This window comes from Halopseudomonas yangmingensis (assembly GCF_900114825.1).
In the GTDB taxonomy this organism is placed as follows: domain Bacteria; phylum Pseudomonadota; class Gammaproteobacteria; order Pseudomonadales; family Pseudomonadaceae; genus Halopseudomonas; species Halopseudomonas yangmingensis.
This window is the reverse complement of record NZ_FOUI01000002.1, coordinates 399,619-420,097: the sequence shown is the minus strand read 5'-3', so window position 1 is coordinate 420,097 and position 20,479 is coordinate 399,619. Positions and strand designations below refer to the sequence as shown.

General features: G+C 63.4%; 20 protein-coding genes. 6 read left to right on the top strand and 14 right to left on the bottom strand.

The window, feature by feature from the left end:
* Positions 1-20: 20 nt before the first annotated feature.
* A complete protein-coding gene (locus BMZ23_RS04110) occupies positions 21-272 on the bottom strand; it encodes an accessory factor UbiK family protein (RefSeq protein ID WP_093473081.1) in 252 nt (83 codons plus the stop codon).
* Between the two features lie 484 nt (positions 273-756).
* Between BMZ23_RS04110 and glnK the strand changes: the two genes are divergently transcribed.
* The 3 genes from glnK to BMZ23_RS04095 all read left to right on the top strand — a co-directional run bounded on the left by glnK (position 757) and on the right by BMZ23_RS04095 (position 2,856).
* On the top strand, positions 757-1,095 hold the full coding sequence (gene glnK / locus BMZ23_RS04105) for a P-II family nitrogen regulator (RefSeq protein ID WP_093473078.1): 339 nt from the start codon (positions 757-759) through the stop codon (positions 1,093-1,095).
* Between the two features lie 57 nt (positions 1,096-1,152).
* On the top strand, positions 1,153-2,403 hold the full coding sequence (locus BMZ23_RS04100) for an ammonium transporter (RefSeq protein WP_093473075.1): 1,251 nt from the start codon (positions 1,153-1,155) through the stop codon (positions 2,401-2,403).
* 141 nt (positions 2,404-2,544) lie between these two features.
* Positions 2,545-2,856: a hypothetical protein gene (locus BMZ23_RS04095; protein WP_093473072.1), complete on the top strand. Its 312-nt coding sequence runs from the start codon at positions 2,545-2,547 to the stop codon at positions 2,854-2,856.
* A 24-nt stretch (positions 2,857-2,880) separates the two neighbouring features.
* Here BMZ23_RS04095 and BMZ23_RS04090 read toward each other — a convergent pair whose 3' ends face one another.
* Genes BMZ23_RS04090 through lptM form a run of 6 tightly spaced genes read right to left on the bottom strand, consistent with a single transcriptional unit; the run spans position 2,881 to position 7,426 of the window.
* Complete coding sequence (locus BMZ23_RS04090) at positions 2,881-3,582, bottom strand: HAD family hydrolase (RefSeq protein ID WP_245748107.1); 702 nt, start codon at positions 3,580-3,582, stop codon at positions 2,881-2,883.
* Positions 3,575-4,483: a tyrosine recombinase XerC gene (xerC, locus tag BMZ23_RS04085; RefSeq protein ID WP_093473154.1), complete on the bottom strand. Its 909-nt coding sequence runs from the start codon at positions 4,481-4,483 to the stop codon at positions 3,575-3,577. The genes BMZ23_RS04090 and xerC overlap by 8 nt, the downstream gene beginning before the upstream one ends.
* Before the next feature lie 11 nt (positions 4,484-4,494).
* On the bottom strand, positions 4,495-5,208 hold the full coding sequence (locus BMZ23_RS04080) for a DUF484 family protein (protein WP_093473066.1): 714 nt from the start codon (positions 5,206-5,208) through the stop codon (positions 4,495-4,497).
* Complete coding sequence (dapF, locus tag BMZ23_RS04075; RefSeq protein ID WP_093473063.1) at positions 5,205-6,035, bottom strand: diaminopimelate epimerase; 831 nt, start codon at positions 6,033-6,035, stop codon at positions 5,205-5,207. Before dapF ends, BMZ23_RS04080 begins: the two co-directional genes overlap by 4 nt.
* Before the next feature lies 1 nt (position 6,036).
* Positions 6,037-7,287, bottom strand: coding sequence for a diaminopimelate decarboxylase (gene lysA / locus BMZ23_RS04070; RefSeq protein ID WP_093473060.1), 1,251 nt, complete (start codon positions 7,285-7,287; stop codon positions 6,037-6,039).
* 4 nt (positions 7,288-7,291) lie between these two features.
* On the bottom strand, positions 7,292-7,426 hold the full coding sequence (lptM, locus tag BMZ23_RS04065; RefSeq protein WP_093473058.1) for an LPS translocon maturation chaperone LptM: 135 nt from the start codon (positions 7,424-7,426) through the stop codon (positions 7,292-7,294).
* 20 nt (positions 7,427-7,446) lie between these two features.
* Here lptM and BMZ23_RS04060 point away from each other — a divergent pair, with 20 nt between their 5' ends.
* On the top strand, positions 7,447-7,701 hold the full coding sequence (locus tag BMZ23_RS04060) for a DUF1289 domain-containing protein (protein WP_093473055.1): 255 nt from the start codon (positions 7,447-7,449) through the stop codon (positions 7,699-7,701).
* On the opposite strand, the gene BMZ23_RS04055 is transcribed toward BMZ23_RS04060, so the two are convergent.
* Both BMZ23_RS04055 and BMZ23_RS04050 read right to left on the bottom strand, forming a co-directional pair.
* Positions 7,676-10,510, bottom strand: coding sequence for a class I adenylate cyclase (locus tag BMZ23_RS04055; protein WP_093473052.1), 2,835 nt, complete (start codon positions 10,508-10,510; stop codon positions 7,676-7,678). The two genes, BMZ23_RS04060 and BMZ23_RS04055, sit on opposite strands and share 26 nt — an antisense overlap.
* A 9-nt stretch (positions 10,511-10,519) precedes the next feature.
* Positions 10,520-10,756, bottom strand: a complete 237-nt coding sequence (locus tag BMZ23_RS04050; protein WP_093473049.1) for a TIGR02647 family protein — start codon at positions 10,754-10,756, stop codon at positions 10,520-10,522.
* 378 nt (positions 10,757-11,134) lie between these two features.
* Between BMZ23_RS04050 and BMZ23_RS04045 the strand changes: the two genes are divergently transcribed.
* A complete protein-coding gene (locus BMZ23_RS04045; protein ID WP_093473046.1) occupies positions 11,135-11,794 on the top strand; it encodes a glutathione S-transferase family protein in 660 nt (219 codons plus the stop codon).
* 62 nt (positions 11,795-11,856) lie between these two features.
* Here BMZ23_RS04045 and BMZ23_RS04040 read toward each other — a convergent pair whose 3' ends face one another.
* From BMZ23_RS04040 to BMZ23_RS04020, 5 genes are all read right to left on the bottom strand, one after another.
* Positions 11,857-13,761, bottom strand: coding sequence for a beta-ketoacyl synthase (locus tag BMZ23_RS04040; protein ID WP_093473043.1), 1,905 nt, complete (start codon positions 13,759-13,761; stop codon positions 11,857-11,859).
* A 138-nt stretch (positions 13,762-13,899) separates the two neighbouring features.
* The gene (locus BMZ23_RS04035) at positions 13,900-14,283 is read right to left on the bottom strand and encodes a cupin domain-containing protein (RefSeq protein ID WP_093473040.1); all 384 of its coding nucleotides are present in this window, start codon (positions 14,281-14,283) and stop codon (positions 13,900-13,902) included.
* A 7-nt stretch (positions 14,284-14,290) separates the two neighbouring features.
* Positions 14,291-15,787, bottom strand: a complete 1,497-nt coding sequence (locus tag BMZ23_RS04030) for a CoA-acylating methylmalonate-semialdehyde dehydrogenase (protein WP_093473037.1) — start codon at positions 15,785-15,787, stop codon at positions 14,291-14,293.
* 203 nt (positions 15,788-15,990) lie between these two features.
* A complete protein-coding gene (aptA, locus tag BMZ23_RS04025) occupies positions 15,991-17,331 on the bottom strand; it encodes an omega-aminotransferase AptA (RefSeq protein ID WP_093473034.1) in 1,341 nt (446 codons plus the stop codon).
* Between the two features lie 251 nt (positions 17,332-17,582).
* The gene (locus BMZ23_RS04020; RefSeq protein ID WP_093473031.1) at positions 17,583-19,703 is read right to left on the bottom strand and encodes a TonB-dependent receptor family protein; all 2,121 of its coding nucleotides are present in this window, start codon (positions 19,701-19,703) and stop codon (positions 17,583-17,585) included.
* A 176-nt stretch (positions 19,704-19,879) separates the two neighbouring features.
* Between BMZ23_RS04020 and BMZ23_RS04015 the strand changes: the two genes are divergently transcribed.
* The gene (locus BMZ23_RS04015) at positions 19,880-20,362 is read left to right on the top strand and encodes a MarR family winged helix-turn-helix transcriptional regulator (RefSeq protein ID WP_093473028.1); all 483 of its coding nucleotides are present in this window, start codon (positions 19,880-19,882) and stop codon (positions 20,360-20,362) included.
* Positions 20,363-20,479: the final 117 nt, after the last annotated feature.

The window sequence follows — 20,479 nt, the reverse complement described above, 5'->3', positions numbered from 1 at the left end:
TGACGCCGGCGGGGGCTTGCTCAGTCCTTGGACTGGCGGTTTTCCAGTGCGGCAACCTGCTGCTCGAGTGCTTCGAGACGCTGGCGGGTGCGCATCAGCACTTCACGCTGGATTTCGAATTCGTCGCGGCTGACCACATCCAGTTTACTCAGGGCACTTTGCACCAGTGCCTTCAGGTGTTTCTCGACATCCGGAGCGGGCAGGCCGCCTTCATTCATCAGCAGCTGGGCTGCCTTGGCGCTGACGGCGCCTATCACCACTTTGTGCAGCATCCTGGTTATTCCTGCGAGCTGGCGGCGCGTCTGGCCGCGATGTGCAGAGTTTAGCATTGCCGGCTCAGGGGGCACAGAGTGGTGGTGTGGTGGCCGTGCTTCACAAGGGTGCCGATATGCCGGTCTGCGCCCTGTGAATGCACCGTACTGGTGCGCGCAAACTGCCTTGGTATCAGGCACGTTTTGCTGATTTTCCACTAACCATTTGAATGTATTGAGAAAAATAAAACTGGCAGGGTTTTTGCCATTGTTCATTCAGCGGTGCTGATGGAGTTGCCCGATTCGGGTGCTCCATGGGTTCTGCGGCAGGCGTTGCCGGTTTTTCGGCTTCGACCTGCCCGGCCTGGCCGGAATCGGTGGTTGTCGGGGTTGCCGTGGAGCACGGCGATGCAATTGCCGGTTTTTCAAAGCCTTCAACTCGGCATAGACTTGTGCTGTCCCCCCAGGACAAGTCGCTGGAAACGAGAGATACGGGAGAGTCGATATGAAACTAGTCACGGCTGTGATCAAGCCATTCAAGCTGGACGATGTGCGTGAAGCATTGTCCGAAATCGGGGTGCAGGGCATCACCGTAACCGAGGTCAAGGGATTTGGCCGTCAGAAGGGCCATACCGAGCTGTATCGCGGCGCCGAATACGTTGTCGACTTTCTGCCCAAGGTGAAGATCGAGGTAGCCATTGGCGACGAAATGCTCGACCGCGTGATCGAGGCGATTTCCAAGGCGGCCAACACCGGCAAGATCGGTGACGGCAAGATCTTCGTGGTCAATCTCGAACAGGCGATCCGTATTCGTACCGGAGAGACCGGCACCGACGCCATCTGATCCGTATAAAACTGCTGCACAACTGATTCTGTTCAAGCCTGTCTGGGGGGCTTTCCAATGGAAGACATCATTCATATCAAGTACGCGCTTGATACCTTCTACTTTCTGGTCTGCGGTGCTCTGGTAATGTGGATGGCGGCCGGTTTCGCCATGCTCGAGTCCGGTCTGGTCCGCGCCAAGAACACCACTGAAATCCTGACCAAGAACGTGGCGCTGTATTCGATTGCCTGCACCATGTATCTGTTGATTGGTTACCACATCATGTATTCCAGCCCGGAGGGCGGCATTCTTCCGAGTCTGGGCTTCCTGATTGGTGCCGAAAATACTGTTGAGGAAGTGCTGGCCGGTGGTGAGGACGCACCTTACTACTCGACTCGTGCTGACTTCTTCTTCCAGGTAGTGTTTGTTGCCACTGCCATGTCGATTGTCTCCGGTGCCGTTGCCGAGCGTATGAAGCTGTTCGCCTTCCTCGGTTTTGCGGTGATCATGACCGGCTTTATCTATCCGATTCAGGGCTTCTGGAAGTGGGGCGGCGGTTTCCTCGATGAGGCCGGCTTCCTCGACTTCGCCGGCTCCGGTGTAGTGCACATGACCGGTGCTGCGGCTGCACTGGCGGGTGTCCTGCTGCTCGGTGCACGCAAGGGCAAGTACGGTCCCAACGGCCAGATCAACGCGATCCCCGGTGCCAACCTGCCGCTGGCTACCCTGGGTACCTTTATCCTGTGGCTGGGCTGGTTCGGCTTCAACGGTGGCTCGCAGTTGGTGGTCTCCAATATTGCTGATGCCAACGCGGTAGCCCAGGTGCTGACCAACACCAACGCCGCCGCTGCCGGTGGTTTGCTGGCCGCCCTGCTGGTAGCCCGCCTGCTGTTCGGCAAGGCTGACCTGACCATGGCGCTGAACGGTGCACTGGCCGGTCTGGTGGCGATCACTGCCGAGCCGCTGACTCCCGGTGCTTTCCAGGCCACCCTGATCGGTGCTGTGGGCGGCTGTCTGGTGGTGTTCTCGATCCTGGCGCTGGATCGCGTCCGTATCGACGATCCGGTGGGTGCTATCTCGGTTCACGGTGTGGTTGGTATCTGGGGTCTGCTGGCGGTCTGCCTGACCAATGAAGACGCCACTCTGGGTGCCCAGTTGCTCGGTATCGTGACTATCTTCCTCTGGGTATTCCTCGCCAGTTTGCTGGTGTGGGCGGTGATCAAGGCAGTCTTCGGCCTGCGCGTCACCGAGGAAGAGGAGTACCAGGGTGTGGATATCTCCGAGTGCGGTATGGAAGCCTATCCGGAGTTCACCAGCAGCAAGAAGTAAGTAACTGCTGAAGTACTCGACCCGAAACCCGCCGGCAGCGATGCCGGCGGGTTTTTTCTGTGGAAATCTGCCTGTGGTATCTGTTCAAATTCGCCGGTTAGGCTATAAATAGCCTGTTTTTCCCTGTGGGAGGGTTGAGGAATGAGTGACGACGATTTTGAAGAAGATGATGTTGAGTCTGCCGAGGACATAGGGCCTGACGCCGACGAGGATCTGCCGGAGGCCGAGGCCGACGATGGCGATGCGCCGGTCAAGCCGCGCAAGAAGGCTGCCAGCACGGAAGACGAACTGGCTGGCCTGTCGCTGGAAGCCAAGGCCCGCGAGCGTGAGATGCTGGCCAAACAGATGGAAGAGTTCCTTGCCCGCGGTGGCCGGGTGCAGGAAATCAATGACGACGTGGTGTCTGATCCGCCAAAGAAGCCGGACAGCAAGTACGGCAGTCGACCGATTTAGAGACAGACAGCCGCTGGCTTGCTGCTAGCGGCGGTTCTGGTATTGCTCCAGCCAGTCCTCCACTTCGCTCAGGCAGCGAACCTCGCCGTCCGGGCGCGGCTGCTCGGGCCAGGGTTTGCCCTGGCCGTTGAACCACAGGGTATGCATGCCGACCTGACGCGCGCCGTGCATGTCATCCTCCGGGTGGTCGCCGATGTGCAGCGCGTGTTCCGGTTCTACGCCGAGCGCCTGCAGGGCGGTGAGGAAAGGTTGCGGGTGCGGCTTGCCGACGCCCACCTCATCGGCCGAGACAATCGCCTTGAAGTAGTGATCCAGCCCCAGCCGGCGCACATCGGCGTTGCCGTTGGAGATGCTGGCCAGCAGGTAGTGGCGTGACAGCTGACGCAGTAGCTGTTCGGCGTGGGGGAATAGCTCGAGCTGGTGACGGGCGTCGAGAAACACCTGAAAGCCCGCCAGTGCCAGTTCACGGGCATCCTGCTCGGGGTAGCCGGCACGCAGCAGGCCGTGTTGCAGAATGGCGATGCGTAGCGGGGTGACCCGGTAGCGAAGTTCCGGGTGCTGCTCGATTACCTCGCGGCGCACCGCCCGGCGCGCCTCAGCATCCAGCCGGCCGAACAGCGGCGCATGCTGCTGCAACCAGTCGAGCAGGGTACGTTCGGCGGCGGCCACCACCGAGTCGGTTTCCCACAGGGTGTTGTCCAGGTCAAAGGTCAGCAGTTCAATCATCATCGGACTCGCGGCGGCGTTTGGCGCGGGGGTGCGCCTGGTCGTAAACGCTGGACAGGTGCTGGAAGTCCAGGCGGGTGTAGATCTGGGTGGTGGCGATGTCGCTGTGACCCAGCAGTTCCTGCACCGCGCGCAGGTCGCCGGAGGATTCCAGCAGGTGACTGGCGAACGAGTGACGCAGCATGTGCGGGTGCAGGTGCTGGCCGATGCGCTGGTTGCCGTGGCGTTGCAGGCGCAGCTGGATGGCGCGGACGCCAAGCGCACCGCCGCGCTTGCTGAGAAATACCGGCCGGGCCGGCTCGCTGGGCGCCGGATGCTGTTGCAGCCACTGCTGCAGCGCCTCGCGCGCCTTGCGGCCAATCGGCAGCAGGCGCACCTTGCGGCCCTTGCCGAGCACCCGCAGCTCGGCACTGCGCAGGTCGATATCGCCGATGCACAGGCTGGCCAGTTCGCTCAGACGCAGACCACTGGAGTAGAACAGCTCGAGCATCGCCTGATCGCGCAGCTGTAGCCAGTCATCACAGTCAGGGTCGCGGCTGTCCAGCAAACGGGCGGTCAGGTCGGCATCCAGCGTGTTCGGCAGCGCCCGCGGACTGCGTGGCGGGCGCAGGTCGATCGCCGGGTTGTGCCGGCACAGGCGCCGTTCCAGCAACCAGGCATAGAAACTGCGGATGGCACTCAGCTGGCGTTGCAGGCTGCGGCCACCGATCCCCTGGCGGTGCCGGGCACTGATCAGCTGGCGCAGATCGGCCTGGTCCAGTTGCGACCAGTCACTGCGTTGCAGCTGTTCGGCATGCGCCAGCAAGCCCTGCAGGTCGTGGCGGTAGGCGCTGAGGGTGTGCGGCGACAGCTGCCGCGCGTTGCGCAGCATCAGGAGAAAGTCCTCCAGCGGCTGGCGCAGCGCGTCGCTGTTCATTCGGTGGGCGGTTCGTCGGCCAGCGGTCGCTGGCGTTGCAGTACGCGGGCCAGTACATCGGCAATATGGCCGAGGAACAGGGTGCCGCTGGCGCTGCGGTAGTGCTGCGGGTCGCGACTGCCAAGCGCCAGCACGCCATGCAGGCCCTGGTGCTGGATAGGTGCCAGTGCCGCTGAGGCGATGCTGTCGGCATGCCGTCCAAACAGGAAGCTCAGCTCGTCCGGGCGCAGTATGCCGCTGAGTGTCTTGCCACTGCTGAGTAGATGGCCGAGGGCGGCGCGTGCCTCGCTGTGCGTGACGCAGCGGGCATTGCTGAAGCGTTGGGTTTCGCTGAACAGGATCAGGCTGACGTAGGGCACCTGAAAGTCGTTGCGCAGGCTGTCCTCGACGCTGGCAATTACCTGCTCCTGGCTCTGCGTCTCAAGCAGCGCAAGGATCAGCCGGCGGCTCTTTTCAAACAGCCGGTCGTTCTCGCGCGCCACGTCCATCAGTTGACCAAGGCGGTGGCGCATGTCGATGTTGCGCTCGCGCAGCAGCTTGACCTGGCGCTCCACCAGCGATACGGCGTGACCGGCCTCGTGGGGGATGATCAGGTCGGTCAGCAGCTCGTCATGCTCGACGAAGAACGCCGGGTGCTGGCGCAGGAACTCGGCGACCTGCTCGAAAGTCGGCAGCTCGCCGGTGGCCGGGGTTGGCTTGTGCTCGCTCATACGCGGATCTGTCCTTCAAATACCCGGGTGGCGGGTCCGGTCATGAATACCGGCGCGTTGCCGCCGGCCCATTCGATCTGCAGGGTGCCACCAGGCAGTCGCACATGCACCGGTGACTGCAGGCGGCCCAGGCGGATGCCGGCCACCGCCGCGGCGCAGGCACCAGTACCGCAGGCCAGGGTTTCACCGGCGCCACGTTCGTGCACGCGAAGCGCTACCGTGTGCGCATCGATGATCTGCATAAAGCCGGCGTTTACCCGTTTCGGGAAACGCGGGTGCTGTTCCAGCAGCGGCCCCAGTTGCTCGACCAGGCCGTTGTCGAGGTCATCGACCAGCGTCACGCAGTGTGGGTTGCCCATCGATACCGCCATTACCTCCAGCTGACGACCGGCAACCTCCAGCGGGTAGCTGATTGCCTCGGCCTCGGCCTGAAACGGGATGTCCGCCGGCTGGAAGCGCGGCGCGCCCATGTCCACGCTGATCTGTCCGTCGCGGCGCACCTTCAGCACTATCGGCCCGCCAGCGGTCTGCACGCGGATTTCCTGTTTCTGGGTCAGCCGCTTGTCGATCACGAAACGGGCAAAGCAGCGCGCGCCGTTGCCGCACTGTTCCACTTCGCTGCCGTCGGCATTGAAGATCCGGTAGCGGAAATCCATCTCCGGATCGGTCGGGGGCTCGACCACCAGCAGCTGGTCAAAGCCGATACCGAAGTGCCGGTCGCTCCACTGACGCACCAGTTTCGGCGACAGCTGGGCATGCTGGCTGACCAGGTCGATGACCATAAAGTCGTTACCCAGCCCGTGCATCTTGGTGAACTTGAGCAGCATGTCAGGCCCCGGGCAGCAGGCTTTCGCCGGCAAACAGTTCGCTGACGGTCTCGCGCCGGCGCACTAGGTGGGCGCTGCTGCCATCCACCATGACCTCGGCGGCACGCGGGCGGGTGTTGTAGTTGGAGCTCATGACAAAGCCGTAGGCACCCGCTGAGCGCACCGCCAGCAGGTCGCCGGCGGCCAGTGCCAGCGGCCGCTGCTTGCCGAGGAAGTCGCCGGTTTCGCAGACCGGTCCGACGATTTCCCAGTCCAGCAGCGGCGCATCGTCACGCGGGCGAACCGCATCGATGCCCATCCAGGCGCTGTACAGCGCCGGGCGGATCAGGTCGTTCATCGCCGCATCGATGATCGCGAAGTTCTTGTGCGCGGTGGGCTTCAGCAGGTTGACCCGGGTCAGCAGCACGCCGGCATTGGCGACAATCGAACGGCCCGGTTCGAACACCAGGGTCAGCTCGCGTCCGGCGATGCGCTGGCGCACTGCGCCCAGGTAGTCGGCCGGGCTGGTCGGCTGCTCGTCGCGGTAGGTCACGCCGAGACCGCCACCCAGATCCAGGTGACGGATCCGGATGCCCTCGGCAGCCAGCTGGTCAATCAGCCCGAGCAGGCGCTCCAGGGCATCAAGGAAGGGGGTGATTTCGGTCAGCTGCGAGCCAATGTGGCAGTCCACACCGATCACCTCGAGGTTGCCCAGTTCGGCGGCGCGGCGATACAGCGCTGGCGCTTCGGCGATGTCGATGCCGAACTTGTTTTCCTTGAGGCCGGTGGAAATGTACGGATGGGTCTTGGCATCCACGTCGGGATTGACCCGTAACGATACCGGCGCCTGCACGCCCAGTTCGGCGGCGACCTGCTGCAGGCGCTCCAGTTCGGCGGCGGATTCGATGTTGAAGCAGTGAATGCCCAACTGCAGTGCCCGGCGCATTTCCTCCGGGGTCTTGCCGAGGCCGGAGAACACCACCTTGGCCGGATCACCGCCGGCGGCCAGTACGCGCTCCAGTTCACCGCCGGAGACGATGTCGAACCCCGCGCCCAGTCGGGCCAGCAGGCTCAGCACGCCAAGATTCGAGTTGGCCTTGACCGCGTAGCAGACCAGATGCGGTATGCCGTCAAGGGCCTGATCCCAGGCGCGCCAGGCCTGTTCGATGGCGTGGCGCGAATAGACGTAACAGGGGGTATCGAACTGCTCGGCGATGGCCGACAATGGCAGCTGTTCGGCGTGCAGTTCGCCGTTCTGGTAGGTGAAACTCATGGGGTTACTGGGCGCCGTGGTTGGAGGTGGTGGCCGAATTGGCAGGGCTTTCAGGCAGGTACAACGGGCCTTTCTGGCCGCAACCGGTAACCAGCAACAGGGCACTCAGGGCGAGCAGCGCAACGAGGGGACGCAGCATGATCAGATCCTTGCAGGCAAATGACAGCAGTATACCGGTGCCGGGGTGTCTGCGCACCCGCGTTACCCGTCTGCGGGTTGCGGCCTGTGTCTGAGCCGGGACGCCAGCCGTCACCCTGTGTGCGCCGCTGCTGCCTGAACGAGCAGCAGCGCTGCCTTGGCTGCGGGCGTCTGTTGGGGGAAATCCTTGAATGGGCGCAGGCCAGTGATGAGCGGCAGCGGCAGATAGTGGCCGCTGCCGCAGCGCGTCTCAAAGGCTCTGCAGCGCCTGATTGAGTGCCTGCTCCAGGCGTTCGCGATGTTTCAGATAAATCACTGTGTGCAGTTTACCGTCCGGGTCGATCAGGGATAGGTCAAGGTCGGTGATATAGCAGGGGTAGGTCTGCTGTTGCCGGCGCTGGCGCAGAATGTGTGCCGCTACCTCGTGGTACAGACGGCTGCCGTATTCCAGTTGCGAAAATTCCCGTTGTCCACAGAACATGCTGATTTGCAGCTGGTCGCCGTCGCTGGCTTCGGCAATTGCCTGCACGTCCAGGTAGCCGGTTTCCACCCCGTGATCCGGCAGGTTGCGCGCTTCGATGCGCAGCGGCAGTCCGTTACCCGGTGGCAGCAACTGGTACAGCCGGATGTCGGTCTCTGCGCTGCGGCTGGAAAAGTCCAGGCTGAGCTCACGACGCAGGCGCAGGTTGTGCAGGAAGCGTAACAGCGGCAGTAATTGTGTCTGTTCGTCGTCGCCGGCAAGTCGGGTACGCCACAGGGCGCCGGCTTCATCGAGTACGCTGAGTTCGATCTGGCTGGCAGGCAGAATGCGGTAAAACAGCTGGATGCAGCGCGGTTGGTTGTTTTGCAGGATCAGCGCCAGGTCCTGTCCGCGCAGGGCGTAGCTGTCGAGTATCAGCGGAGTGCGTGCCGGCTGCTCGCCGAGATGTTCGACAAGGGCGGGCAGGTCCAGCAGCGCGCTGGCCTGTATCCGGTCGTCCCGGCGCTCCAGCAGGCGGTAGTGATGCTGGTCCTGCAGCAACAGACGGGCTGGCAAGGGCCCGAGTAGATGTTCGCTGCAGTCGTTGAACAGCTGCTGGATGCGTTCGGTGATTGCCGCGCCCCGGTTGCGGCAAAAGCAGGCCACTTCCACCTCCGGTCGGTGCTGCTGCTCCAGGGCGCGGTTCAGGTAATCGCACAAGGCTTGCAGCCAGGCCTGTTCACCCTGATGGCGGTTGACCTGCATCTCGTTCCAGCTGTTCAGGCTGATCTGGTCGATGCTGCGCACCAGGTTGTCGCGCAGCCCGGAATAACCCAGTGCGTCGGTATGGCTGCTGATCAGGTGCAGGTTTTTCTGACTGGTGCCAGGCAAGGGGTCTATGCTGGCATTGACCACCAGCAAGACTTTGCACGGCAAGGCCGGGCGCGACAGGGCGGCCTCGGTGAGTGCGGGCAGCGGCAGCGGAAAATGCTGGCGCAAGCTGGTGATCAGCTGCTGCAGTTCGCTCTCGCTCAGGTCGCTGTCGCCCGGATGCAGGGTTAAGCGGCTGGCGGGGTCGATCAGGCCGTTGCGGTACCCCCAGCTGAGCAACTCCATCAGCTCCCGGCTGCGTTTGAGCGGGGTATGGTCGGACAGTTCGCTGAAGGCCAGATTGCCACGGTACAGGTTCCAGTGCGGATCACGGTCACTGCCGCCCGGGCGCAGGGCCAGGGTCAACAGGGCCTCGCCCAGATCGGGCGAGATGCCGGGGTTGAGTAGTTCGATTTTGCCGGCCTTGCGTTCGAACGCGGCATACAGGCGACGGCCGAGCAGGGTAAGGTCGCGCCGGGTGATCTGGTTGATCACGTTCTGGCTGCGCCCGAATTGTGACAGCAGGCGGTAACTGTGGGTCAGCTCACCGACCAGCTGGCGTTGTGCTCGGGTGACTTCGCGAACCTTCCACTCATGTCGCTGGTCCATCTGTTGCAACTGGCGGCTGTCCCATTGCCATTCGCGCACCAGTTTTTCCATGACAACACGCTTCCAGTCCAGCATCCCGCTGCGACGGCTAAGGTAGACGTCGGCCTTGACGTACAGGCAGCGGCGAACCAGTTCGAGGCGTTCGCGTTCGCCACGTCCCAGCAGATAGCCTTCTATACGCCGGTACAGCATCACGTAGGGATCCAGTTCGTCCGGATCCAGCCGGCCTTGGTAGATGGCGTGCTTGAATTCCAGGCTGAGGCAGCGTGTATGCGGGTGCTCGCTGGCGTAGACCTCGGTAAGCAGCAGTTTGAGCACCGACTTGTACGGCGAGTCGATGCCCTTGAACAGCTGCCAGAGCCCGGCACCGACATATTCGCCCGGCGGGATCAGGGCCAGGTGCCCGAGTTCGAGGCTGTCGTCGGCGCGTATAAAGCGTTTGCGCAGCAATTCTCCGGCGTAGTGCGGGTAGTTGTGTTCTGCGTAGTCGGGCACCAGCCACCAGCGAGGGTGTCGGCCGGCCAACAAAATTGCGGTGCGGTAGAACTCGTCAAGCAGCAGGTAATGCTGGGCGCTGCCGCAGTCTTCGCTGCTCAGGTGGCTGTCGCGTTCGCCGCGGCTGAAGGCATCGGCGTCCACCAGGTAGAAGTGTGCCTCGCAGCCCTGGGTGGCTGCCCAGTCGGTTATATGCCGGCATTTACGGTCGAGTTCGGCGCGCTGTTCATTGTCCAGCGCAGGGTCATGGCAGACCCAGACATCCAGATCGCTCTTGTCCGACTGACCAATGGTGCCGCCGCTACCCATCAGGTACAGGGCGTGGATCTGCGCCTTGAAACCGGCGGGCGGTTTGCGCCAGCTGAAGCTGCGGGCAATGCTGTGCGCGGCTTTCAGTGTGTCGTCATCAGGGGCGAATTGGCTGAGGCCGCAGGGTGTGTGGCGACTGACGAAGCCGGGCAGCAACGGGTGGTTGCTGTCGAACAGCATCGGTAAAGCCTGCAGCACGAGCAGCTGTCGTGGCGGCAACGCCTGCAGAACCCGGCGAAGGCGGATCTGGTTGATCCGCATAAAGCGCTGACGCAGGTTGTTCAGCGCCTTGCGGTCGATCCCCTGCTCGATCTGCGGACGATATTCCGGCTCCTGTGCCACGCAGTGACCTCAGCGGGCGCGCAGGATAATCAGCAATGCCTGGACGTGTTCGGCGGCATCCAGGCCGAGGCTGGTCAGGTAGCCACCGTCGACCTGGGTGATCAGGCCGCGGGCATGCAGGCGGGCGGCGGCGGCCACCAGCGCCGGGTCGGCTTCGTGGCTGTGTACCTTGAGGCCGGCGTGGTCGCTGTCCAGGCTGAACTGGGCGAGCAGGTTGATTTCGTCGATTTCGTCTTTGCTGAGCATCGGTGCCGTGCCTGTGTGGTGGGGTTTCCCTTGCAGTCTAGCGAGTTGTTCGGGCAAAAGCATGGACTGCTTGTCGCAGGCGTTTCGTTGTTACTGGCAGGGCCCCATTCAGCCGGCTGATGGCGCTGGACGGCGTGGCATGGGGGCAGTAGTGTCGTTGTTTTATCTGAACACTGCACGGCTCAGTGCAGCGAGCTCGATAGCGTGCTTGCCGGTCAGCTGTTGTGGACCGTCGACGCCCTGGATGGGCGTCGCCGAGCCCCCAGGGATGGGTTTACGGCGTGTCCACAATGGCTGACCGGCAAGTACGCCGGCACCTATACTGTCCGGCCGGTTGCAGGTGTGGATCGGCCACAAACCACAACGGAGAATCGCAATATGCTCAGACTGCACGGCTTCGCCGTAAGCAACTACTTCAATATGGTCAAGCTGGCGCTGATGGAGAAGGGCCTGGCGTTTGATGTGAACACCGTGCATCCGAGTCAGGATGCCGAGTTCCTGCGCATCAGCCCGCGTGGCAAGGTGCCCTGCCTGGAAGTGGAAGAGGGCATCATCAACGAAACCAACGTGATCCTCGAGTATCTTGAGGACACTCAGGGTGGCAAGCCGCTGCTGCCGAAGGACCCCTACGAGCGGGCGCGGGTACGCGCGCTGACCAAGGAAATCGAGCTGTATATCGAACTGCCGGCGCGTGCCTGCTACCCGGAAGTGTTCTTTGGCGGCAAGGTTGATCAGGCGATCAAGGACAAGACACTGGCCGAACTGCAGGCCGGCGTTGCCGCGCTGGGCCGGCATGCCAGCTTCGCGCCCTATGTGGCCGGCAGCGAGATGAGCATTGCCGACCTGATGTTCCTCTACAGCATCGACCTGGCCTGCACGGTGGCCAAGCGCATCGGCGGCATCGACCTGCTGGCCGACCTGCCGAAGGCCCGCGAACTGCTGGCGCTGCTGGCGCAGAACCCCAATGTGCAGAAGATCGAGGCGGACAAGAACGCCGAAATGGCCGCCTTTATCGCCGCAGCACGCGCCAAGCACTGAGACCTGGCTGGGCCAGCGGCAGGCGCGCCAGAACGGCGCGTGGCTGCCGCTGGCCAGTCGGCCTAGAGCATATCCTCAAAGCGCCGGTCGGCCTTGAAGGTCAGTGGCTGGCTGAAGCCGGGGATGCGGATGCCGTCTTCGCTGAGTTCCAGCTGCGCCTCCTCGATCATACCGTGGCCGAAGTTGTAGATCACCTCCAGCTGGCCCTTGAGCACGCGCTGGTCATAGGCACTGGCAGCGGCGCGTGTCTGTTCGCGGCGCTGGCAGTAGTCGGCATACACCGCGTCGCCATAGCGCTTTTGCAGCATGCGTTCGACCACCGCGGGTGCCAGTATCACTGCGCTGGCATTGTTGCCGCCAAACCCCTTGGAATTGATGAAGCACACCTCCAGCGGCTGGTCCTGGCGCGGAATGTCGCGGGTGCTGAAACGCAGGTGCTGCTGGTGTACATCGCTGGCCACCGCATCGATGGTCTTGATGCCGGGAACGATCTGGTACTTGAAGCTGCCGAGGGCAAAGGCCAATTGGTCGGCACTGGCGCTGGCCAGTGAGTGGCCGACAAAGGCCTTGGCCGCCGCGACCGGCCAGTCGGCAATGCCGAAGGCGCCGGCTACCCGGTCCAGCAGTTCCGACTCGGTGACCCGGTTGGCTGGGGTGCTGGAGCCATGCGCATGCACGAAGCTGCGACCGTGTACTGCCTCCGGACCGACGATCTGCATGGCCGCATGTACCGCCTTGGCCATGGTCAGGTAGTTGCCCGGACCGGGCGCGGAAATCGACTTCTTGAAGCCGTCGGCATTGATGAACACATCGGTGGCGGCGCCATGGATGTCGGCACCCAGCTCGATTGCCAGTGCATCGTCCATCAGCACGAAGAACTGCCCGGACTCGGCAAGGGTGAAGCCGCAGTTCTGCCCGAACGGCCGGCTGGCGCGGCGGAAGTCGACATCGTCCTGCCCTTCGATGCTGCGCAGGCCGTCCTCGGTGGCCAGTGCACTCATCGCGCCATAGCCTTCGATGCACTCGGCGGTGATCGGCGCCTCGGCATTGCCGACCAGTACCACCCGGGCCTTGCCGCTGTCGATCAGGTCGATGGCCTTTTGCAGGTTATACAGGAAACTGGCGCAGGCGCCGGTGATGGCGCCGGTGGTGCCGACGCTGCCGAGGATGTAGGCGTTGATAAAGTCCGCCGGCATGCTGTTCAGGCCCAGCGGCAGCTGCTTGGCGCTGACCCGGTTGCCCTTCAGGCGTGACTGCATGACGCCGCCAAAGCTGTTGTCGTCGAGCTGGCTCATGGCGCTGCTGGCGAATACGGCGATTTCATCCGGCTGCACGCGGTTGACTATCTCGCTCCACTCGATGCCGGTCGAGCGCAGCGCATCGGTGGCGGCGACTATGGTCAGTTGCAGGCCGCGCGGGTGGAAGCGCGAGGCATAGTGTTCGCCCGGCTCGAAGCCGGTCGGCAGCTGGCCGGCGGATTTCACCGGCAGCGCACGGTAGCTGTCGACCTTGAGGTCGCAGCCGTCGTACACGGTGACCAGTACGTCGCTGTCATTCAGTGGCTCGACCACCCAGTCGGTTGGCAAGGGTTCGGGCAACTGCTTGGCCAGGGTGATAAAGGAGAAAGGCTTGCCGGCTTCACCGGTCACCGTGAGGTTTTTCTGCCAGTGCGCGGCGTCCACATCCAGATGGGTTTTTTCGATGCGCCGTACCAGGGTGCCGGCAACAATCTGCTCGCCGAAGCGCTGTTCGATAGCGGCCAGATCCAGTGGCTGGCCATCGGCATCCCGATACTCGCCATTCTCCACCTTGACCAGTTTCATCAGCACCGCCAGGCCGGCCAGCGTTTGCTGACGCTCGGCGTCCGGCAGGGACTCCAGCACGGTGCGCCGGAAGGCGTGGTGGAACGAGCTGCGGCCGGCGGCATTGTAGCCGCCGAATCCGACGATGACCGGCAAACGCGACATCAGATTGAACTCCTCGCTGGGCCCTGGCAGAGGTCGGCAGTGGCGACGCGTCTGCACAATGCCGGAAAATTTGGCATCGGGCGTTGTTCGAATGCTCAGGTTGACGAGGAATGTAACTGACTGGTCACGTATGGACCATTAGTTTCCTGCTGGCGCCGATGGCTCTGCCTGCTCGAAGATCACATAGACCTTGCGGGTGCGCTGGCGCACTTCCCAGCTGCCGCAGAAACCGGCGGGGATCACGAAGCGGTCGCCGGCGCGCAGCAGGCGGCTGCCGCCGTCGGCATCATGCAGTACCGATTCGCCTTCGAGGATCTCGCAGTACTCATGCTCGCTGTAGCTGATGGTCCAGTGGCCCGGCTCGGCTTCCCAGATACCGCAGTGGAATTGCTGGCAGGGGCTGCTGTAGTGGTTGCGCACCCACTGCGCCGGGTCGCCGGCGAGGATTTTCTCCGCCGCCGGGCGGTAGTGCTCGGCGGGGCTGTCGGTACTGGCCAGGTCGATAATGTCGTTGATCGGCATGGGCGCCTCACTTCATGGTCGGCATGATGAATTCGGCACCGCTGCGGATACCGGTGGGCCAGCGCGCGGTGATTGCCTTGCGCTTGGTATAGAAGCGCACGCCATCCGGGCCGTGCATGTGCAGCGGGCCGAACAGCGAGCGTTTCCAGCCGCCGAAGCTGTGGAACGCCATCGGCACCGGTATCGGTACGTTGACGCCGACCATGCCGACCTGAATTTCGTTGCAGAACTGCCGGGCGCTGTCGCCATCGCGGGTGAAGATGGCGGTGCCGTTGCCGTATTCGTGGGCGTTGATCAGTTTGACCGCGCTGGCGTAGTCGGGCACCCGTACCACGCAGAGTACCGGGCCGAAGATTTCCTCGCGGTAGATGCTCATGTCCGCTGTGACCCGGTCGAACAGGCAGCCACCCATAAAGTAGCCCTGTTCCAGACCGGGCACCTTGTGCTCGCGGCCATCGACCACCAGCTCGGCGCCTTCGCTGACACCGGCATCCACATAGTCCTTGACCTTGGCCAGGTGCTGGGCGGAAACCAGCGGGCCCATTTCCATGCCGGGGCTCATGCCGTCGCCGATTTTCAGGGCGCGCACCTTGGGCGCAAGGGCGGCGATCAGCTGGTCGGCCACCTGATCACCCACGGCGACGGCCACCGAGATGGCCATGCAGCGTTCGCCGGCGCTGCCGTAGGCGGCGCCCATCAGGGCGTTGACCGCCTGGTCGAGGTCGGCGTCGGGCATGACCACCATGTGGTTTTTCGCACCGCCAAGCGCCTGTACGCGTTTGCCGTGGGCACAGCCGGTGGCGTAGATGTATTCGGCGATCGGGGTGGAGCCGACAAAGCTGACGGCCTGGATGTCAGGGTGGGTCAGCAGTACGTCCACCGCTTCCTTGTCGCCGTTGACCACGTTGAATACGCCATCCGGCAGGCCTGCGTCCTTCAGCAGTTCGGCGAGGCGCAGGGGGGCGCTGGGGTCCTTTTCCGAGGGCTTCATGATGAAGCAGTTGCCGCAGGCGAGGGCGATCGGGAACATCCACATGGGGACCATGGCGGGGAAGTTGAACGGGGCGATGCCGGCGACCACGCCGAGCGGCTGGTTGACTGACCAGGCGTCGACGCCGCCGCCGACCTGTTCGCTGTGTTCACCCTTGAGCAGGTGCGGGATGCCGCAGGCAAACTCGACCACTTCGAGGCCGCGGGTGAGTTCGCCCTTGGCGTCGTCGAAGACCTTGCCGTGTTCGCGGGTGATGAGCTCGGCGAGTTCGTCGGCGTGCTGTTCGAGCAGGGCCTTGTAGCGGAACAGGATGCGCGCGCGGTTCAGCGGGGTGGTGGCGGCCCAGGCGGGAAAGGCGGCCTTGGCCTGGGCGATGGCCTGCTCAACCTCGCTGGCGCTGGCCAGTGACACCTCGCCACGCGGCTGGCCGGTAGCCGGTTCGAAGACGGTCTGGCTGCGGGCGCTGGGGGCGGTGCGTTGGCCGTTGATAAAGTGGGTCAGTTGCAGGGTCATGGGGTCGGTTCCTGGTAGTCCGTGCGGTTCGAGTTCGGTGCATCGGGCTATGTCGGGCCTGCTGGCGTGGACACGCGGCAAGTACGTCCATGTAGCTCGTCGATGGCATCCATGCCATCGACGGTCCACGCCAACAGGCCCGACATGGCCCGTCCAAATTATTGTGCTGTGATCAGCGAAACCAGTTGGTGCTGGCAGTGTCGTTATGCCGTTTTGGCAATCACCCGGCCAAGGACCTCAACCAACTGGTCAATATGTTCCTTTTCGGCAATCAACGGCGGTGACATGGCGATGATGTCGCCGGTGCAGCGAACCATCACGCCCTGCCAGAAGCATTCCTCGAAGACGTCGTAGCCGCGGCTGCCGGGGGCGCCGTCGCGGCTGGCGAGGTGCACGGCGCCGACCAGGCCGGTGTTGCGAATATCGATCACGTGCGGCAGCCCCTTGAGGCTGTGCAGGGCTTCCTGCCAGTAGTCTTCCAGTTCCAGGGCGCGTTGCAGCAGGCCGTCGCGGGCGTAGATGTCGAGGGTGGCGAGGGCAGCGGCGGCGGCAACCGGGTGGCCGGAGTAGGTGTAGCCGTGGAACAGTTCGATCATGCCCTGCGGGCCGTGCATGAAGGCGTCCTGGATGATGCGGTTGACGAATACCGCGCCCATCGGGATGGCGCCGTTGGTCAGGCCCTTGGCGGTGGTGATGATATCCGGGGTGACGCCCCAGCGCTGCGCGGCGAAGGGTGCGCCGAGGCGGCCGTAGCCGGTGATCACTTCGTCGAAGATCAGCAGTATGCCGTGGCGCCGGGTGATCTCGCGCAGGCGTTGCAGGTAGCCCTTGGGCGGCAGTATCACGCCGGCCGAGCCGGACATGGGTTCGACGATCACGGCGGCGATGTTTTCTGCGCCGTGCAGGGTGACCAGCCGTTCCAGCTGCTCGGCCAGTTCGGCGCCGTGTTCCGGCAGGCCTCGGGTGAAGGCGTTGCGTTCCAGGTCGAGGGTGTGTGACAGGTGGTCGACGCCGGGCAGCTGCACGCTGAAGGCCTTGCGGTTGTTGACCATGCCGCCGACCGAGATGCCGCCGAAGCCGACGCCGTGGTAGCCGAGTTCTCGGCCGATCAGGCGGGTGCGGGTGCCTTCGCCACGGGCGCGGTGGTAGGCCAGGGCGATTTTCAGGGCGGTGTCGACCGATTCCGAACCGGAGTTGGTGAAGAACACCCGGTCGAGGCCGGGTGGGGCGATCTCGGCGAGTCGTTCGGCCAGTTCGAAGGGCAGCGGGTGGCCCATCTGGAAAGTCGGGGCGAAGTCCATGTGGCTGATTTGCCGGCTGACTGCTTCGGCAATTTCGATCCGGCCGTGGCCGGCGTTGCAGCACCACAGGCCGGCGGTGCCGTCGAGGATCGGGCGGCCGTCGACGTCGCGGTAGTACATGCCTTCGGCGCTTTCCAGCAGGCGTGGGCGCTGTTTGAACTGGCGGTTGGCGGTGAACGGCATCCAGAAGGCGTCGAGGTTCTGGCTGCTCAGCAGGCTGGCGGGGTCTTGCAAGCTGTCCATGGCGGTTTCCTGGGCTGGACTGGCGGGTGAATGCCCAGAGTCTATGTCAAAAATAACAAACGCAAAAGGGGGTGTGGGGTTGTCTGTGGACGGCAGCGGATGCAGTCTCTTATTCCTTTTTCTGTGTCTGGTTCAGCTAGTGGTGTCTGTCAGTAAAAGGATTTTTGTGTCAAAAATATTGAAATATTCGGGCGGCTGTCCGGGGCGGGTCAATCATCGTTTGTCGGAGATGCCCGCGTCCCTCGGTTTGCTCAGCGCCACTGATACTCCAGTCCGACACCGGCCAGCCATTGGCGGCCGGGAGCGGGTTCGTAGTAGCGCTGGTTTGCCGCGTTGACGATCAGGCTGCCGACGTAATGGCGGTCGGTCAGGTTATTGATGCGCACAAAGGGTTCGAGTCGCCAGTTGCCGATCTGCTGGCGATGGGCGGCACGCCAGTGCAGTAACCTATGCCCGGGCGTGTCGGCGCGGTTGTCGTCGGTTGCGTAGCGGCGGCTCATGTGCTGCAGCTCCAGGGCGCTGGTGAAGCCGCTGCCGGCTGCCTGCCACTGCAGTTCGGCATACAGCAGTTGCCGGGGGATGCCGGGTAGTTGGCGTCCGCCCAGGTCGCTGCCGTCAGCACGCCGGTAGCGCTGGAAGCGTGCGTCAAGCCAGGTCCAGGCGAGATGACTGCTGAAGCCATGGTCCAGTTGCTGCTGCAGTTGCAGTTCGATGCCGCGCCGCTGTGAACGGGCGGCATTGGTGAAGGTGCTGCGGTCGGTGCCGGCTTGTGGCTCGCCGGGGATGATCTCATCGCGTACGCGACTTTCAAACAGCGCCAGGTCGAGTTGGCCGTGCTGGTGTTGCCAGCGCAGGCCGAGCTCGGCATTGGTCGACCGTGCCGGCTTGAGTGCCAGGTTCAGGCCGGTGCCTTCGGGCCGGTAGGCGAGTTCCTGGAAGGTGGGCGTTTCAAAGCCTTGTCCGAGTGCGCCATACAGGTTCAGTTGCGGCGTCCACTGCCAGCTCAGGCCCAGCGCCGGGCTGCTGCGCCGGAAGCGCAGCTGGCCGCTGTCGTCGCTGGTGTCCGCGATATAGCGGTCGTCGGAGTCGAAGGTGATGCGGCTGTGGCGCAGGCCGGCGGTCAGCTCCCAGCGCGCTGCCGGTTGCCAGCGACTGATCAGCCACAGGTCACGGCTGTCCACGCGATTGTACTCGTTGCGCCTGAGCTCCCCTTTGCTGCCGCGCAGGTTGACGAAGCCGCGACGCTGTTCGCCCTGATGGTCAAGTGTGAGCCCGGCAGCCAGTTGCAGCGGCTGATTGAACAGGAGTGTCTGGCGCTCCCAGCCCAGTTCGCCGCCGTGGAAGCTTCTGTCCAGTTCGATCACGCCACCGCTGCCTGGACGCAGGCTGCCATCCGGCCGCTGCTGGTTGTCGCCGGGAAAGCCCAGAAACTGCTGCACGTCGCGGGTGCCGCCGTACAACATAAAGGTCAGCTGGTCTGCGTTGTGCACTTGGCGCTGGTAGTTGAGCCCGGCTTGTTGGTGGCGGACGCTTTTGCGGGTGTTGAACAGGCGGCTGGCGGCGACCGACTGGCGGCGATCTGCGCGCAGTTCGCTGGCGCTCAGGCCGAGGGGGTCTTGGGTGTCGGGCTGGTCGAGGCTATTGACCAGTAAAGTCAGGCTGGATAGCTCGTCGATATCCCAGCCCAGGCGCAGGTTGCCGGTGTCGCGGCGAACCCGGCTGTGATCGCGGTAGCCGTCACTTTCCAGGCGACTCAGGTTGGTCGACAGGTTCAGATCGCCGTACTGGGCGCCATAGCGTAACCGGCTGCGCCACAAACCGTCACTGCCTGCAGCGCTGCGGTTGTCGAGAGTCGGAAACAAAGGGGGTTCAGCACTGAAGGCCTGGATGATGCCGCCGGAGGCATTGCCATACAGGCTGGCCAGCGGGCCGCGCAGCACCTCCAGACGCTGCAGGTTGTCCAGATCGAAGAGTGCCGGCTGGCCCTGGCCATCGGGCATGGTCAGGGGAATGCCGTCCTGCGATAGGCGTACACCGCGCACACCGAAGCTGGCACGTGCGCCAAAGCCGCGTGAGGAGATCTGCAGGTCCTGGGCGTGGTTCTGGCGATCCAGTGCCAGCAGGCCGGGCACCTGTTGCAGGCTTTCGGAGATGTGTGCGCCGGCGTTTGCGTTGTTCAGGCGGTCGCCACTGATGATGCTGCGGCTCAGCGGTTGCGGCAGGTGTGCGGTGCCGGGCTGACTGCCGAGAATGCGCTGTGCCGGCAGGGCGAGGCTTGCGTTCTCGGCCATCGGCTGGCCGCTGTAGATACTGGCCAGTAAAGCGATGAAGAGGCTGTAGCGGGTGCAGGTCATCCGGATGTCGCGGGTCATGAGCGGTTCGTCTCGGGCTTGCCTGAATATTTTTATATATAAGTAAATTGGTGTAGTATTGGCGCTGTTTGCTCAGTTTTATTGCCATTTTCCAGCTTAAAATCCGGCTTCTCAGATTTACTGCTGTAATTTTTGTGTTGCCGTTCCGGTAGGGACGGCGATCGGGAGTTGTATTCATGCACATGATGCACGATCTGTATCTGGCCCTGCGTCGCTTGCAGCGCGCCTCCGAAATCCACGCCAAGCGTTTGGGGCGCAAGAGCGGTCTGACGCCTATCCAGTTGCTGATCATGCATGGCATTCAGGCACGCGGTGAAAGCACACTTGGCGATCTGGCACGCAGCGTAAGTGTATCCCAGGCGACTCTCAGCACCATAGTCGATCGACTGGAAAGGCGCGGGTTGCTCGAGCGCATTCGTAGCCAGAGCGACAAGCGCAAGGTTCATCTGGCGCTGACCGAAGAGGGCTCGGCCGCCATCCAGGCTGAACCGGCGTTGCTGCCTGCGGAGTTTCTTGGCCGTTACGGCCAGTTGCCGGACTGGGAACAGTTGATGTTGCTGGCCAGCCTGCAACGAGTAGCCGGCCTCCTGGAAGAGGGGCAGCAGGGAGTTGTCGAGCTGTTTGACGAGCCGCTGGCAGTTGTCGGCAACAGGTCCTGAGGCAGTGACTGGCTGAGGGATTTTTCTTTCTCTCCCCCTTGTCCCCGACGGCTCTGCGGCCTACATTGTTTGAAATTTCAAACAATGCCGTAGCAAATGCATGACGCTGCGTGCCGA